Raw genomic sequence first — 14,479 nt, forward strand, 5'->3', positions numbered from 1 at the left:
GATCAGATCTCCATCGTTACGGCCTGCTGGAGCGCGCGTGCCACCACGCGCTTGCCGAGCGCGATCTTGAAGCTGTTGTGCCGCCGCCCCCTCGCGTCTGCGAACGCGGCATCGGCGACGCGTTGTGCTAAGGCTTCGTCGAATTTTTGTCCCTTGAGCAGCGCCTCCGCTTCGCGCGCTCGCCAGGGCACGGTTGCGACACCGCCGAGCGCGACGCGCGCATCCTTGATCGTGCCGTCCTGCACGTCGAGCGCGACCGCAGCCGAAGACAGCGCGAACTCGTAGGATTGGCGGTCGCGCGCCTTCAGATACACCGATCGCGGCCAGCGTCCGGACACTGCAAAGGCCGAGATCAGCTCGCCGGGTTGCAGCGTGGTCTCGATGTCTGGCGTACTGCCTGGCGCCTTGTGAAGCTGGGCGAACGGCATGCTGCGCGTGCCGGCCTTGCCCGTGATCTCGACCACGGCGTCGAGCGCGATCAGCGCCTGGGCGAAATCGCCGGGATAGGTCGCGATGCACTGGTCGGAGATTCCGAGCACGGCATGCATGCGGTTGACGCCGTCCATCGCGGCGCAACCGGAGCCGGGATGGCGCTTGTTGCAATTCTCGTAGGAGACATCGCGGAAATAGCTGCAACGCGTCCGCTGCATCACGTTGCCGCCGAGCGTCGCCATGTTGCGTAGCTGGGCGCTGGCAGCGAGCTTCAGCGAATTGGCAATTACCGGGTAGTTGCGCTGGATGCCGTCATGCGCGGCGACGTCGGACATCTTTGCGAGCGCGCCGAGCCGCAAATTATCGCCCGTTGACTCGATCGCCGACCAGCCGTGCGCGAGCGGATTGATATCGACGATCGCGGCCGGCCGCATCACATCCAGTTTCATCAGGTCGATCAGCGTGGTGCCGCCGGCGAGCGGCTGCGCAGCGGCCTGGGTCAGCGGATTGTTCGCGGCCGCGGCGGCGCTGAGTGCCTGCACGGCCATGTCAGGGTCTGTTGCCCTCTGATACGAAAACGGTCGCATGCGCCTAGCCTTTCATGATCTCGGGCGCGGCCTGCTTCACGGCGGCGACGATATTGGGATAAGCGGCACAGCGACAAATATTGCCGCTCATATATTCGCGGATATCGGCCTCACTGTTTGCATGGCCCTCCTTGACGCAGGCCACAGCGGACATGATCTGGCCGGGCGTGCAATAGCCGCACTGGAATGCGTCGTTGTCGATGAAGGCCTGCTGCATCGGATGCAGACGGTCGTCGGTGGCAAGCCCTTCGATCGTCGTGATCTCCTGTCCCTCGGCGGCGAGCGCAAGCGTCAGGCACGACAGCACGCGCCGATCGTCGATCAGCACCGTGCAGGCACCGCACTGGCCGTGATCGCAGCCCTTCTTGCTGCCGGTGAGCTTGAGGTGTTCGCGCAGCGCGTCGAGCACCGTGGTGCGCGGATCGATGCTCAGGCGCTTGTCCTTGCCGTTGACGTGGAGGGTGACCTCGAGAGGAAGCGCCGGATCTTGTGCGACTGACGCGCTTGTATCCCCCGCGGCTGCGCGCGCCGTGATCGGAACAAGCGCACTGCCGGCAGCGCCCACCATAAAGGCGCGCCGATCGAATGCGGATGCTTTGGAACTTGATTTATGGGACATGGACGGCCTCCACTGCTTCGAACCAAGCAGCACACGCCTGCACCGCTCATCGCCCCTTAACCTGAAGGCATGAGCTCCGTTCCGAACGAGAAAGGGCGACGCAGCAAATGCCGCGCCGCCCTTCGTCAACTTTTCCTGATCTTGCGGGGAACCGCGCGGGCGGCCTCAATAGCCCAGCGCGCAACCGTCCTTGCGTGGATCGGAACCGCCGGTGAGCGTGCCCTTGTCCCAATCGATCCAGATCGCCTGGGCGCCGCCGAGCGGACCGACCACGCTGGTGGTCTTGTGGCCGAGCTTCTTCAGGCCTTCGACGATCGCGGCTGGCACGCTGTCCTCGAGCTGATATTGGCCCTCGTAGTGCAGGCCGCGCGGCATGTCGATCGCCTCCTGCACGTCACAGCCATAGTCGAGGATGTTGGTCAGCACATGGGTCTGGCCGACCGGCTGATATTGTCCGCCCATCACCGCGAACGGCATCACGGAGCGGCCGCCCTTGGTGAGCAGGCTCGGCATGATCGTGTGCAGCGGCCGTTTGCCGCCCGCGATGCAGTTGGGATGGCCCGGCTGGATGCGGAAGCCGCCGGCACGGTTCTGGAACAAGACGCCGGTCTTGTCCGAGACGATCGCCGAGCCGAAGGAATGCGCGATCGAGTTGATGAACGAGCAGACGTTGCGGTCCTTGTCCACCACCGTGATGTAGATGGTCGAGGGATTCATCGGCGGTGCGACGTTGGGCAGGTCGAGCATGCCGTCCATGCGGATCTTGGCGATGTGCTCGTCGCAGAATTCCTTGGCGAGGATCTTGGCGACTTCGATCTGCATGTGGTCGGGATCGGCGACATGCAGCTCGCGATGCATGTAGGCGATGCGCGCGGCTTCCGCCTCGAGATGGAAACGCTCGATGCTGAGCGGTGCATATTTCTTCAGGTCAAACCGCGACAGGATGTTGAGCATCAGCAGCATGGTGAGGCCGGGTCCGTTCGGCGGGCACTGCCAGACGTCATAGCCCTTGTACATGGTGCCGATCGGCGTGGTCACTTCCGTCGTATGCGCGGCGAAATCGTCGAGCGTGTGCAGGCCGCCGATGCCCCTGAGGGTCTCGACCATGTCTTCCGCGATCGGACCCTTATAGAAGGCGTCGCGACCGTCCTTGGCGATCGCGCGCAGCGTGTTGCCGAGCTCCGGCTGGCGGATGAGGTCGCCGGCCACCGGCGGCTTTCCGCCCGGCAACAAATAACGCACGGTGTTGGTGCCACCCTTCAGCTTCTCGAATTGGTTCTTCCAGTCGAAGGCGATGCGCGGCGCGACGACATAACCTTCTTCAGCCGCCTTGATCGCGGGCTGGAGCAGCCGGTCGAAGCCGAACTTGCCGTGATCGCGCAACACGGTGGCAAAGGCGTCGACCACGCCCGGAATCGACACCGCATGCGCCGAGGTCAGCGGCACGGAATTGATCTTGCGCTCGAGATACCAGTCGGCGTTCGCCGCTTTCGGCGCGCGGCCGGAGCCGTTATAGGCGATGATCTTGCCCTCGCCCCGCGGCTGGATCAGCGCAAAGCAGTCGCCGCCGATACCGGTCGATTGCGGCTCGATCACGCCAAGCACGGCCGAGCCGGCGACCGCCGCGTCCACCGCCGTGCCGCCCTCACGCAGCACCTCGATCGCGGCGAGCGAGGCCAGCGGATGCGAGGTCGCCACCATCGCGTTGGTGGCGTGGACCGTGGACCTGCCGGGGAAATGGAAGTTTCTCATGCGAATTCTTGCTTTCTTGGACGTCCGGCGCGACGGCGCGCCAGCTCGGAAAAACCCGGCCTACATGGCATATTCCGGCCCGCCGGAGCAATGCTGGCATACCAATGAAATGGCTGCCATCCGCTGGGCGTATATGCACGGTTCGCGGCTTCAGCCATAGCGGGTTTTCCGGGCGGCCGTCGCCTGCTAAACGAGCCGCCATGACTTACAAGGTCGCCGCCTTCTACCAATTCGCCGCCCTCCCGGATCACCGGGAGCTGCGCGAGCCGTTGCGTGCATTCTGTGCTAGCCTGGCCCTGAAGGGCAGCGTGCTGCTGGCCCAGGAGGGCATCAACGGCACCGTCGCGGGCCCGCCGGAGGCGATCGACGCTTTCGCTCACGAGCTCGCGCACGGCGACATGTTCGGCGGCAGGCTGGACCATCTCGAGCTCAAATTCTCGACCGCGGCGGCGATGCCGTTCCGCCGGCTCAAGGTGCGGCTGAAAAAGGAGATCGTCACGCTCGGCGATGCGGCCGCCGATCCGACCAAGAAGGTCGGCACGTATGTCGACGCCGCCGAATGGAATGCGTTGATCGCGGCACCCGACACGCTGCTGCTCGACACCCGCAACGCCTTCGAGGTGGCGATGGGCACGTTCGAGGGCGCGGTCGATCCCGGCATCAAGAGCTTTGGCCAGTTCAAGGACTTTGCCGCCGATCAGCTCGATCCGGCCAAGCACCGCAGGATCGCGATGTTCTGCACCGGCGGCATTCGCTGCGAGAAGGCCAGCGCGCATCTGCTCGCGCGCGGCTTTGCCGAGGTCTATCACCTCAAGGGCGGCATCCTGAGATATCTGGCAGAGGTGCCGGAGACGCAGAGCCGCTGGCGCGGCGAGTGCTTCGTGTTCGACGAGCGCGTCGCGCTCCGCCACGCTTTGCGCGAACTCGACAAGGGGCACGGCCGTGACGAATGAGATCAAGACGCTGAGCGAGCGCATCGACACATTGGAGATGCGCCTCAGCTATCAGGACGATACTATCGAAACGCTGAACCAGACGATCACCGCACAGTGGAAGCAGATCGATGCGCTGACGCGGCAGATCGCGCAGCTCAGTGAACGGCTCCAGGATGCCGAGGCGAATGCGCCGGGGCCTGCCAACGAGCGCCCGCCGCATTATTGAAACGATGAGCTACTGACCGGACGCCTTGAGCATTAGGCTGGCCACCTCGCCCGACATCATCAACCGGTTGCGCCCGGCTTCTTTCGCGCCGTAGAGCGCCTGATCGGCCGCCTCGACGAGCGAGGCCACGCCCGCCGTGCGCTCCAGCACCGGCCGGCAGGCTGCGCCTCCGAGCGAAGCGGTAACGCAACCGGTGGCACAGTTGGTGGTGTGAACGAGGCCCGCCTCGCGGATCGCCCGTCGAATCCGGTCGCCGATCCGGGCGCAGCCCTCGGCATCAGTGTTCGGCAGCAGCATAGCGAACTCCTCGCCGCCATAGCGTGCCGCCAGATCGCCCGGACGCTGCATCTCGGCCGCGATGACCTGCGCCACCCCGCGGAGGCAGGCGTCGCCAGCGGGATGGCCATATTCGTCGTTGTAGGCCTTGAAGTGGTCGACGTCGACCATCAGCAAGGCGAGACTTGAGCGGTCGCGATAGGCGCGCGCCCACTCGTCCTTCAGACATTCGTCGAAGCGGCGGCGGTTGGCAAGGCCGGTGAGGCTGTCCTCGATCGCGAGCGTCTCGAGCCTGGTCTCCAGCTTCTTGTGTTCGGTGATGTCGCGCGAGATCGCCACCACGCCGTCGAGGTTGCCGTTGTCCTTGCGTGTCACCCGCATGGTCGATTCGAGCCAGACTTCGCCGTTCTCCCGGTGCGAGTTGCGATAGACGAGGCGCGCCTCCTCCTTCTCGCCACGCTTCATGGCGTCGACGATCGCCTGAACCTGCGGCCGATCCTCCGGATTGACGCCCGCGAGCGCCGGCGTGCCGATCAGTTGATTGGCGCGCCAGCCGACGAGGCGCACCGACGAGGGCGAGACATAGCGCAGCCGCTCGTCGAGCCCGATGCGGGTCACCATATCGCTAGAGCCTTCCGCGAGCAGGCGGAAGTGAGCCTCCTTCTCGATCAGGGCCGCGGCCATGCGCTGGCCCCGTTGCAGCTGCCGCACCAGCACGGCACCGATGACCGCGATCAGCATCACGAGGGCGACCACGTGGAGCATGCGGGAGATCGCGGCTGCGCGCCAGGGCGCCAGCAGTTCGTCCTTGTCAACGGTGGCGAGCAGGACCAACGGGTAACGGCTGCTGCGCTTGAAGAAGCTGACCCGCTGGACGCCATCCAGCGGCGACTTGAAATGATAGGCGCCGCCCGGTCGCTGCAGGCTGGCGTCGCGGAACAGCGGCGTGTCGCCGACGTTGCGGCCCACGAATTTGTCGTTGCTCGGGTTGCGCGCAACGATCAGGCCCTCGCCATGCGTCAGCGCCACCGAACTGTTGCGGCCGATCTCGAACTGCTCGTAGAAATGCGAAAGATATTTCGAGCTGATGGTCGCGAGCACCACGCCGCCGAAGCTGCCGTCCGGCTTGTTGAAGCGACGCGACAGGGTGACGACCCATTCGCCGTCCAGCAGGCTCTTCACGGGACGGCCGACATGGGCCTCTCGCTTCGCAGAGAGCTGATGATGACGGAAGAACGCGTCGTCGCTGAAGGTCGAGCCGATCGTGCCGGGCAAGGTCAGCCAATTGCCCTGATCGTCGATGATGGCGAGGCTGTGAATGCGCTCGACGGCCCTCTTGCGCGCTTCCAGCAGGGTGCGCAGCTTCGCGATCGTGGCTGGACCGGCGCCGTCCATCTCCAGCCGGCTGACGACGCCGACGACGCCGGAATCCAGCAGATCGAGGCTGTCCTCTGCATGCTGTGTCAGCGAACGGGCAACGTTCGCCATTTCGGTCTCGGCACCCTTGAGCACCGCATCGCGCGCGGCCCATTCGCGCCAGCCGCTGACCCCGAGAATGGTCGCGCAGGTCAGCACGACGAACGCCGCCGCGCGCAGCGGCAGACGGCTCCATCCGGCTCTTTGGGTGGCAGCACTCATGCGGCAGAGAATTCTCCGATCTTTTCGGAAACTCTGCCGCTTCTGTTATTGAACTCTGAAGTTACCGCGGTAATGCGCGGCGATATGCCCTGTTTCCCGTACTCGTACGGACGCAAGCATCAGCGCATCGCTAACAGAACATTACCGCGCCTATCGGGAACGGCTCCCCCGCCCGCTAGCTGAAGATGGCCTTAACTTTCTCCCAGAGCGTGGGGTGCTCGGCATCCGCATCCGCCTTCGAGGGTGTCGGTTGCGCGGCGCTGACGGGATCGGAGGCCGGGAACGTATCCTTCAGACCGCCGTCGAGCTTGGCGTTGCGATCGGCGGCGAGCGCCTCGCGCAGGTCATCGGCATGCTTGTCGTGCGGCGCAGGGTTGAATCTCTCAGCCATGATCTCCTCCATTGGCTGGTCAACGCGGCCCACTCGCGCTGGTTCCCCTGTTCCGCTGGGGGCCGCGGCAGTGTATCAGGAGCCATAACTCTCTTCAGGACCATTCGTGCCCCAGTCTGCGCCAAAGCCCTTCATTGACGTGCTCTCCGGCCAGCGCCAAGCCATCCCCCCCATGTGGATGATGCGGCAGGCCGGCCGCTACTTGCCGGAATATCGCGAGGTGCGCGCCAAGGCGGGCGGCTTCCTCGATCTCTGCTTCAATCCGGAGCTTGCCGCGGAGGTGACGCTGCAACCGATCCGGCGATTCGGCTTCGATGCCGCGATCATCTTCTCGGACATCCTCGTGATCCCCTATGCGCTCGGCCGCTCCGTGCGTTTCGAGGTCGGCGAAGGCCCGCGGCTCGAACCGCTGGATGACCCGGCGAAGGTTGCGACGCTGGCCGCGCGGGCCGACTTCTCCAAGCTCGCACCCGTGTTTGAGGCGCTGCGGATCGTGCGCGGCGCGCTCGCTCCCGAGGCCGCGCTGATCGGCTTCTGCGGCGCACCGTGGACGGTAGCGACCTACATGGTCGCCGGCCAGGGCACGCCCGACCAGGCACCGGCGCGCATGATGGCCTACCGGCATCCGGGGGCGTTTGCAGAGATCATCGACGTGCTGGTCGACAACTCGGTCGAATATCTGCTGGCGCAGCTCGCCGCCGGCGCCGACGCCTTGCAGATCTTCGACACCTGGGCCGGCGTGCTGCCGCCGGCAGAGTTCGCGCGCTGGTCGGCCGAGCCGACGCGGCGCATCGTCGAAGGCGTGCGCGCAAAGGTGCCGGATGCGAAGATCATCGGCTTCCCGCGCGGCGCCGGCGCGCAGCTGCCGGCCTATGTCGAGGCAACCGGCGTCAACGCGGTCAGCATTGACTGGACCGCGGAGCCGGGCTTCATCCGCGAGCGCGTGCAGAGCAAGGTCGCCGTGCAGGGCAATCTCGACCCGCTGGTGCTGATCACTGGGGGTACCGCGCTCGACCGCGCCGTCGACGACGTACTGGCGAATTTTGCGCAAGGGCGGCTGATCTTCAATCTCGGGCACGGCATCCAGCCGGAAACGCCGATCGCCCATGTCGAGCAGATGCTGAAGCGCGTGCGGGGCTGATTTATTTCGCAGGTGGGGCGCGGCAAAACAAAAAGCGCGAAAACAACCCCATGCACAGTAGACAAGTCATTGAAAAATCTAAGCCGGCATGACTCACCCGGCGCGTTTGACACGTCGGGCAAAACAGGTGCACGATGACATCATCGCCGATTATGATCTCACAGGCAGGCTAGTGCGGCCGGCTGCGCTCGATGATCTCGGCGGCACCCTTGGCCAGCAGATCCAGACCCACCGCACGACCGAGTTCGCGCGGGCGGTTGGCGGGGCCTGAACGCGAGGCCTCGATGATGGTGTTGCCGGAGAGGTCGAGCACGGAGGCCGTCAGCGACATCCGATCGCCGGCGATGGTCGAAAAGCTCGCCACCGGCGAATTGCAGTGGCCGTTGAGCACCCATAGCACTTCGCGCTCCGCGTTGGCGCAGGCGTGCGCGGCGGGATCGTCGATCGATGCAAGGATTTGCCGCGTCTGCCAATCCTGCGCCGCGCATTCAACGGCGACGATGCCCTGGCCTGCGGCGGGCAGCATCTCCGCCGGCGTGAATTCGTAGGCGATGCGATGGGAAAGGCCGACGCGATCAAGGCCGGAGCGCGCCATGATCAGCGCATCCGCGGGACCCACCTCGCCACCATCGGGCAGACGCTGCTTCGTCTTGTTGTCGAGCTTGCGCACACGCGTGTCGGCCGCACCGCGAAAATGAATGATCTCTGCCTCCGGAAAGAGCCGACGCGCATAGGCTGCGCGCCGTACGGCATTGGTCCCGATCTTGAAGCCTCGGCCGCGCGTTTGCCGAAACGTCTCCAGCGTCGCGCCATAACGCAGCACCAGCGCGTCACTGGGCGGATCGCGCGAGAGCGTGGCGCCGATCACGAGGCCGGGCGTGTCCTCGTTGCCCGGCATGTCCTTCAGCGAGTGCATCGCCGCCTGCAATTCGCCCGAGAGCACGGCGGCGCGGATCTGCGCCACGAAGGCGCCGCCCTTGCCGCCGTGGGGCAGGAGCTTGCTGGTCTGGTCGAGATCGCCCGTCGTGTCGAATTTGACGATCTCGACGTCGAGATCGGGCACGGCGGCGGTCAGGCAGCGCACAATCTCTTCCGTCTGTGCCAGCGCCATCGCGCTCTTGCGGGTGCCGATCTTGAATCGCGTAGCCAAGTCTTTGTCCTCTCGAAGCGCGCGGGTTAGCGCGCATCCTCCAATATCATGTCGGAGGCCTTTTCGGCGATCATGATGATGGGCGCGTTGGTGTTCCCCGACACCAGGTCCGGCATGACCGAGCCGTCGACGACGCGGAGGGCATCAAGCCCCCTCACCTTCAGCCGTTGGTCGACCACCGCGAGCGCGTCGTTGCCCATACGACAGGTCGAGGTCGGATGGTAGATGGTGCTGCCGCGCTCGCGGCAGAAATCGAGCAGCTCGGCATCCGTGGATATTTTCGTGCCGGGATCGACCTCGCCAGCGACGAACGGCTTCAGCGCCGCTGCGCTCAGGATCTTGCGCAGGATCTTCAGGGCTTCGACGTTGGTGGTGCGATCGGTCTCGGTCGACATGTAGTTGATGCGGATCTCCGGCGGCACGGTCGGGTCGGCACTTTTGATGCGCAGGGTCCCGCGGCTTTCGGGCCGGAGCTGGCATACGGAGGCGGTGAAGCCGGAGAAATCGTGCAGCTTCTCGCCCATCTTGTCGGTCGAGAACGGCAGGAAGTGCACCTGGATGTCGGGCGAAGCGAGCCGCGGGCTGGTCTTGAAGAACGCGCCCGCTGTGCCCGCCGCGATCGTCAGCCAGCCCTTGCGGAACAGCGCGTAACGTGCGCCCGCCATCGTGCGGCGCAGCGGATGATTGATGGTGTCGTTGAGCGTGATCTTCTGCGAGCAACGCATCACGATGCGGACCTGCATGTGGTCCTGAAGATCGTGGCCGACACCCGGCGCCTCCAGCACGACGTCGATACCATGCGTGCGGAGGAGATCGGCCGGGCCGACGCCGGAGAGCTGAAGCAGTTGCGGCGAGTTGTAGGCCCCGCTCGACAGCACGATTTCCTTGCGGGCCCGCGCGCGGCGCAAGGCCGCGCCTTGCCGGTATTCGACTCCGACCGCCCGCCGCCCTTCGAACAGGACGCGCCGAGCGTGTGCGGAGGTCTCGATCTTGAGATTGCTGCGCGACTTGGCGGGGCCGAGATAGGCCACCGCCGTCGAAGCGCGGCGGCCATTGCGCGTCGTGGTCTGGAATAGGCCGACGCCTTCCTGCGTGGCGCCATTGAAATCCGGATTGTAGGGCAGACCGGTCTCGACCGCGGCGTCGATGAACGCCTTCGACAGCGGATCGGTCACGATCATGTCGGACACCGGCAGCGGGCCGCCGCTGCCGTGATATTGGTCGGCACCGCGCGTCTGGTTCTCGGCCTTCTTGAAGTAGGGCAGCACGTCGTCATAACCCCAGCCGGTGTTGCCGAGCTGGCGCCAGCGGTCGTAGTCCTCGTGCTGACCGCGGACATAGAGCAGGCCGTTGATCGAGCTGGAGCCGCCCAGCGTCTTGCCGCGCGGCTGGAAGACCTGGCGCCCCTTCAGCTCGGGCTCCGGCTCGGTCTGGTACATCCAGTTGACGGTCTTTTCCTTGAACAGCTTGCCGTAGCCGAGCGGCACGTGGATCCAGATGTTGGAATCCTTCGGGCCAGCTTCGAGCAGCAGCACGCTGTGCTTGCCATTCGCCGAGAGCCGGTTGGCGAGCACGCAGCCGGCCGAGCCGGCACCGACGATGATGTAGTCGAATTCGGGATCGGACGGCGCGTGGGAGGAATTTGCGTTCATGCGCTACTGTTCTTTTTGTTGGTGTTGGCGTTTCCAGCTTCGTCACTTAGCACAATCATGCATGCAGGCGCAGCGCCTCGACCAGCGACCTGAACGCACGGGCATATTCCGCCCCCGCCCTTGTGATATCAGCGCGCCCGGCACAGGCGACCGCGGCCTCCGTGACTGCGCCGAGCAGCAGCCGCGCCAGCGGCTCGACCGGCTGTCGCGCGATCAGGCCGGCCTCCATCGCGGCCGCAAGGGTGCGCGGCAGCTTGCCACCGAAATGCTTGACGTCGATCTCGCGCCAACGTTCCCAGCCGAGCACGGCTGGCCCGTCGCGCAGGATGATCTGGCCGGTGGGGCCCTTTGCCGTCGCCGCAAAGTAATGCTGGGTACCGGCAACCATAGCGGCGAGCACGTCCTTCTCGGCGCGCGCGGCGCTGTCGATCTCGACAACGAGGTCGCGCGAGACCTGGTCGAACACGGCTTCGAACACCGCCTCCTTGGTCTTGAAGTGATGATAAACCGCGCCCTTGGCGACGCGGGCGGCCTCCGCGATCTCGTCCATGGTGGTGGCGGCGAAGCCTTGTGTCCCGAACAGACGGCGCGCCGCCGTCAGGATCGCTTCAATGGTCGCCGCCCGCCGCTCCGCCTGCTTTGCCATGTGTCTCGTCTGGGTTCAGAATACCTCTCCCTTCGGAACTTCGGGAGAGGTGAGTTCTCGGCTCGCACCGGTTCAACTCACTCTCGCTTTAGTCGAGTTCGGCACAGGCGGCCAGTTGACTTTTCGACCACCGGTCGGTATTTACCGACTATCAGTCGGTTTTACTCGTGAGGTGTGCCATTGCCGAGTCGTGACATTGTCGAAGCGTTTGCGCAGCGGCTGGAAGCAGGAGACTTCATCGGCGCCATTGAACAGTTCTGCGCGCCTGATGCCGTCACCTACGAGAACAGCGCTGCTCCGACGGTTGGGCGCGATAAGCTCATCGCCAAGGAGCGCGGCGTGCTGGCCGCTTCGAAGGAGGTCAAGGCCGTGCGCATTGGGCCGAGCCTGATCGAGGGCGACCATGTCGCGACCCGCTGGTGCTTCAGCTTCACCAACGCCGAAGGGATCACCCGGACGCTCGACGAGGTCGCGTGGCAGACCTGGCGGGGCGATCAGGTGATCGAGGAGAGGTTCTATTACGATCCGAAGCAGTTGGGGCGATGATTCCGGACAGCGGTGTCATCGCCCGGCTTGACTGGACGATCCGGTACGCCGAGACGCCAATAGTCAATTGATAGGCCGCGGCGTATTGATGCCCCGGTCCCGTCTCCGCCAAGGCTACGCCGGGGCCACAATGGTATCTCGGCCCGTCGGAGCTTTAGCAAAGGCGGCAAGCCGGGGCACAACAGCGGAGTTACGGGCGAACATCCCCTGCCATCGCGCATTTGTATCGATTTGTTATCGATACCCTCGTTTGAACACGCAGAAGTGGTCACGGCGGCGGTCGCGGCCGAGGACAATTCATAGTTCGTCAAAGGTTTGTAGCGAATTCTCAGCTTCCAGCCGGACCAACGGCGGACGCTGCCAGGCTCTCGAATGCGGACTCAAACGACCAGCTATTTCGCACGGCTGTTCGCCGGCGATCTGTCGGCGTTAGGCGGTCCTGCAGCCGACGAGGCCGTCGCCGGTCATATTAGGGCCGAACAGATGTCGCTGGTGCTGGGCTATTCCGTCGGCATCATGCTGGCCAATGCCTGCAACGCCATCGTGCTGGCCGTCGCGCTGTGGCAGTCGCCGGACCGGATGCCGGCCCTGATCTGGGCGGTCGCCGTGGCCGCCGCCGCGATCGCATTCGGCCTGCAATCCCACGCCACGCGCCGCATCACCAAGCCGCAATTCGTCTCGCGCCGTGCCATGCACCGGCTGGTGCGCAACGCCTTCATCCTTGGCGCGGCCTGGGGCATCGTCCCAGTCGCGTTCTTCTCCGACGCTTCGACCGGCGGCCAGCTCGTCATCACCTGCCTGTGCTCGGGCATGCTGGCGGGCGGCGCGCTGGCCTTCGCGACGATCCCGATCGCGGCCATCGCCTTCACGGCGCCCATCTTCCTCGGCATCGCCATCTGCCTGTGCCGGAACGGCGATCTTGCCTTCCTGCTGATCGCATTCCTGGTCGTGGTCTACGGAAGCGTGCTGCTCCGCGGCGTGTTCGTCAATTCGTTCTCGTTCGCGCATCGCGTGATGCAGCAACTCGAAGCGGAGCGCACGGTGCGGCGGGATCCCCTCACCCATTTGCCCAACCGCGTCGCGTTCAACGAAACGCTCGATGCCGCGCTCAAACGGCTGGCGTTATCAGGCGAGGAATTCGCGGTGCTGCTGCTCGACCTCGACCGCTTCAAGGAGGTCAACGACCAGTTTGGTCATCCCGCCGGCGACGAATTCCTGGTCCAGGTTGCAAGCCGCCTGCGGCGCTGCACGCGCGCGGCCGAGCATGTCGCGCGCATCGGCGGCGACGAATTCGCGCTGGTCATGAACAATGTGGCGCGGCCAGAAGATGCGCTCGAGATCGCCGAGCGCTTCGTCGCGGCCTTCGCCGAATCGTTCCAGATCGAGGGCCGCCAGATCGTCGGCGCGACCAGCGTCGGCATCGTGCTTGCGCCGCGCGACGGCAACACGCCGTTCGACCTCATTAAGAATGCCGACGCCGCGCTCTATCGCGCCAAGAAGGCGGGAGCCGGCACGGTCTGCTTCTTCGAGACCAGCGACGACAAAGCGTCCCGCGACCGCAAGGCGCTGCAATCGGACCTCGCGGGCGCGATCGCGAGGGACGAGCTGTTCCTGGTGTTCCAGCCGTTCCTCGGTCTGGGCGACAACCGCATCACAGGCTTCGAGGCGCTGCTGCGCTGGCAGCATCCAATACGCGGACTGGTGCCGCCGAGCGAATTCATACCGATCGCGGAGGAGACCGGGCTCATCCACGAGATCGGCGAATGGGTCATCCGCCGCGCCTGCACGACGGTGGCGCAATGGCCCGAACAGATTAGGGTCGCCGTGAACTTCTCTGCGGCACAATTTCACAACACCGGCATTCTCCAGACCATCGTGCAGGCGCTTGCCGACGCGAAGATCTCTCCCAGGCGGCTCGAGATCGAGATCACGGAATCGATGCTGCTGTCTAAATACGGCTCGGCCGCATCGGTCCTGAATGCGCTGCTGGAGCTCGGGGTCACCGTGGCGCTCGATGATTTCGGGACGGGCTTCTCCTCGCTCACCTATTTACGCAAGCTGCCGTTCAGCCGTATCAAAATCGACCAGTCCTTCATCCGCGACGTGCTGGTGCAGCCGGACTGCGCTGCGATCGTCAAGTCGGTGGTCTCGCTCGCGCGGGACCTGCGCATCGGTGTCGTCGCTGAAGGCGTCGAGACCTCCGACCAACTCGAATATCTGCGCCAGATCAGCTGCGACGAGGTGCAGGGCTATCTGATCAGCCGGCCGGTGGCGGCCGATGCCGTGCTGGCGCTGCTGGACAGCAAGAAACATCGGGCGACCTTTGCGGCGTAGGACTCGATCGGGTTAAGATCGGTGCCGCTACGAAAGAGGTGCGCTCCCTCCCGCTTGCGGGCAGGGCTATCGCATATGGCGAAGCATACTGAGGAGGAAGGCATCATCCCAGCCCGCGCGCTTGATTTTGCGTCGAATCGAGGCGGTGTCGGGA

The 14,479-nt window shown here is 65.0% G+C and carries 13 protein-coding genes; 5 read left to right on the forward strand and 8 right to left on the reverse strand.

Annotation, left to right across the window (positions count from 1 at the left end):
* Positions 1-2 precede the first annotated feature (2 nt).
* The 3 genes from IVB12_RS18355 to ggt all read right to left on the reverse strand — a co-directional run bounded on the left by IVB12_RS18355 (position 3) and on the right by ggt (position 3,390).
* A complete protein-coding gene (locus tag IVB12_RS18355) occupies positions 3-1,019 on the reverse strand; it encodes a xanthine dehydrogenase family protein subunit M (RefSeq protein ID WP_247300964.1) in 1,017 nt (338 codons plus the stop codon).
* A 4-nt stretch (positions 1,020-1,023) separates the two neighbouring features.
* A complete protein-coding gene (locus tag IVB12_RS18360) occupies positions 1,024-1,587 on the reverse strand; it encodes a (2Fe-2S)-binding protein (RefSeq protein WP_247300980.1) in 564 nt (187 codons plus the stop codon).
* A 216-nt stretch (positions 1,588-1,803) separates the two neighbouring features.
* Positions 1,804-3,390 carry a gamma-glutamyltransferase gene (ggt, locus tag IVB12_RS18365; RefSeq protein ID WP_247300965.1) on the reverse strand — a complete coding sequence of 529 codons (1,587 nt, stop codon included), beginning with the start codon at positions 3,388-3,390 and terminating at the stop codon, positions 1,804-1,806.
* Positions 3,391-3,590: 200 nt separating this feature from the next.
* On the opposite strand from ggt, the gene IVB12_RS18370 reads away from it, so the two are divergent.
* Entirely contained in the window at positions 3,591-4,343 is a 753-nt protein-coding gene (locus IVB12_RS18370) for a rhodanese-related sulfurtransferase (protein WP_247300966.1), read from the forward strand.
* Complete coding sequence (locus tag IVB12_RS18375; RefSeq protein WP_247300967.1) at positions 4,333-4,551, forward strand: SlyX family protein; 219 nt, start codon at positions 4,333-4,335, stop codon at positions 4,549-4,551. Before IVB12_RS18370 ends, IVB12_RS18375 begins: the two co-directional genes overlap by 11 nt.
* A 9-nt stretch (positions 4,552-4,560) precedes the next feature.
* Here IVB12_RS18375 and IVB12_RS18380 read toward each other — a convergent pair whose 3' ends face one another.
* A complete protein-coding gene (locus IVB12_RS18380; protein WP_247300968.1) occupies positions 4,561-6,465 on the reverse strand; it encodes a diguanylate cyclase in 1,905 nt (634 codons plus the stop codon).
* A 175-nt stretch (positions 6,466-6,640) separates the two neighbouring features.
* A complete protein-coding gene (locus IVB12_RS18385; RefSeq protein ID WP_247300969.1) occupies positions 6,641-6,856 on the reverse strand; it encodes a hypothetical protein in 216 nt (71 codons plus the stop codon).
* Positions 6,857-6,962: 106 nt separating this feature from the next.
* Between IVB12_RS18385 and hemE the strand changes: the two genes are divergently transcribed.
* On the forward strand, positions 6,963-7,997 hold the full coding sequence (gene hemE, locus IVB12_RS18390; protein ID WP_247300970.1) for a uroporphyrinogen decarboxylase: 1,035 nt from the start codon (positions 6,963-6,965) through the stop codon (positions 7,995-7,997).
* Between the two features lie 169 nt (positions 7,998-8,166).
* Here the strand turns inward: hemE and hemC are convergent, their stop codons facing one another.
* Genes hemC through IVB12_RS18405 form a run of 3 tightly spaced genes read right to left on the reverse strand, consistent with a single transcriptional unit; the run spans position 8,167 to position 11,445 of the window.
* Positions 8,167-9,147 carry a hydroxymethylbilane synthase gene (hemC, locus tag IVB12_RS18395; RefSeq protein ID WP_247300971.1) on the reverse strand — a complete coding sequence of 327 codons (981 nt, stop codon included), beginning with the start codon at positions 9,145-9,147 and terminating at the stop codon, positions 8,167-8,169.
* Positions 9,148-9,173: 26 nt separating this feature from the next.
* Complete coding sequence (locus IVB12_RS18400) at positions 9,174-10,799, reverse strand: choline dehydrogenase (protein WP_247300972.1); 1,626 nt, start codon at positions 10,797-10,799, stop codon at positions 9,174-9,176.
* A gap of 55 nt (positions 10,800-10,854) precedes the next feature.
* Positions 10,855-11,445, reverse strand: coding sequence for a TetR/AcrR family transcriptional regulator (locus IVB12_RS18405; RefSeq protein WP_247300973.1), 591 nt, complete (start codon positions 11,443-11,445; stop codon positions 10,855-10,857).
* A 180-nt stretch (positions 11,446-11,625) separates the two neighbouring features.
* On the opposite strand from IVB12_RS18405, the gene IVB12_RS18410 reads away from it, so the two are divergent.
* Together IVB12_RS18410 and IVB12_RS18415 are read left to right on the forward strand one after the other, a co-directional pair.
* A complete protein-coding gene (locus IVB12_RS18410; RefSeq protein ID WP_247300974.1) occupies positions 11,626-11,991 on the forward strand; it encodes a nuclear transport factor 2 family protein in 366 nt (121 codons plus the stop codon).
* 372 nt (positions 11,992-12,363) lie between these two features.
* On the forward strand, positions 12,364-14,325 hold the full coding sequence (locus IVB12_RS18415; RefSeq protein WP_247300975.1) for an EAL domain-containing protein: 1,962 nt from the start codon (positions 12,364-12,366) through the stop codon (positions 14,323-14,325).
* Positions 14,326-14,479 lie beyond the last annotated feature (154 nt).

The organism is Bradyrhizobium sp. 179 (assembly GCF_023073535.1).
Lineage (GTDB): Bacteria > Pseudomonadota > Alphaproteobacteria > Rhizobiales > Xanthobacteraceae > Bradyrhizobium.

What these genes read in the sequence shown, in the direction of transcription:
- IVB12_RS18415 (WP_247300975.1), top strand. Translation starts at nt 12,364, where the DNA reads ATGCGGACTCAAACGACCAGCTATTTCGCACGGCTGTTCGCCGGCGAT.
- IVB12_RS18380 (WP_247300968.1), bottom strand. Translation starts at nt 6,465, where the DNA reads ATGAGTGCTGCCACCCAAAGAGCCGGATGGAGCCGTCTGCCGCTGCGC.
- IVB12_RS18370 (WP_247300966.1), top strand. Translation starts at nt 3,591, where the DNA reads ATGACTTACAAGGTCGCCGCCTTCTACCAATTCGCCGCCCTCCCGGAT.
- IVB12_RS18355 (WP_247300964.1), bottom strand. Translation starts at nt 1,019, where the DNA reads ATGCGACCGTTTTCGTATCAGAGGGCAACAGACCCTGACATGGCCGTG.
- IVB12_RS18360 (WP_247300980.1), bottom strand. Translation starts at nt 1,587, where the DNA reads ATGGTGGGCGCTGCCGGCAGTGCGCTTGTTCCGATCACGGCGCGCGCA.
- IVB12_RS18385 (WP_247300969.1), bottom strand. Translation starts at nt 6,856, where the DNA reads ATGGCTGAGAGATTCAACCCTGCGCCGCACGACAAGCATGCCGATGAC.
- ggt (WP_247300965.1), bottom strand. Translation starts at nt 3,390, where the DNA reads ATGAGAAACTTCCATTTCCCCGGCAGGTCCACGGTCCACGCCACCAAC.
- IVB12_RS18405 (WP_247300973.1), bottom strand. Translation starts at nt 11,445, where the DNA reads ATGGCAAAGCAGGCGGAGCGGCGGGCGGCGACCATTGAAGCGATCCTG.
- IVB12_RS18400 (WP_247300972.1), bottom strand. Translation starts at nt 10,799, where the DNA reads ATGAACGCAAATTCCTCCCACGCGCCGTCCGATCCCGAATTCGACTAC.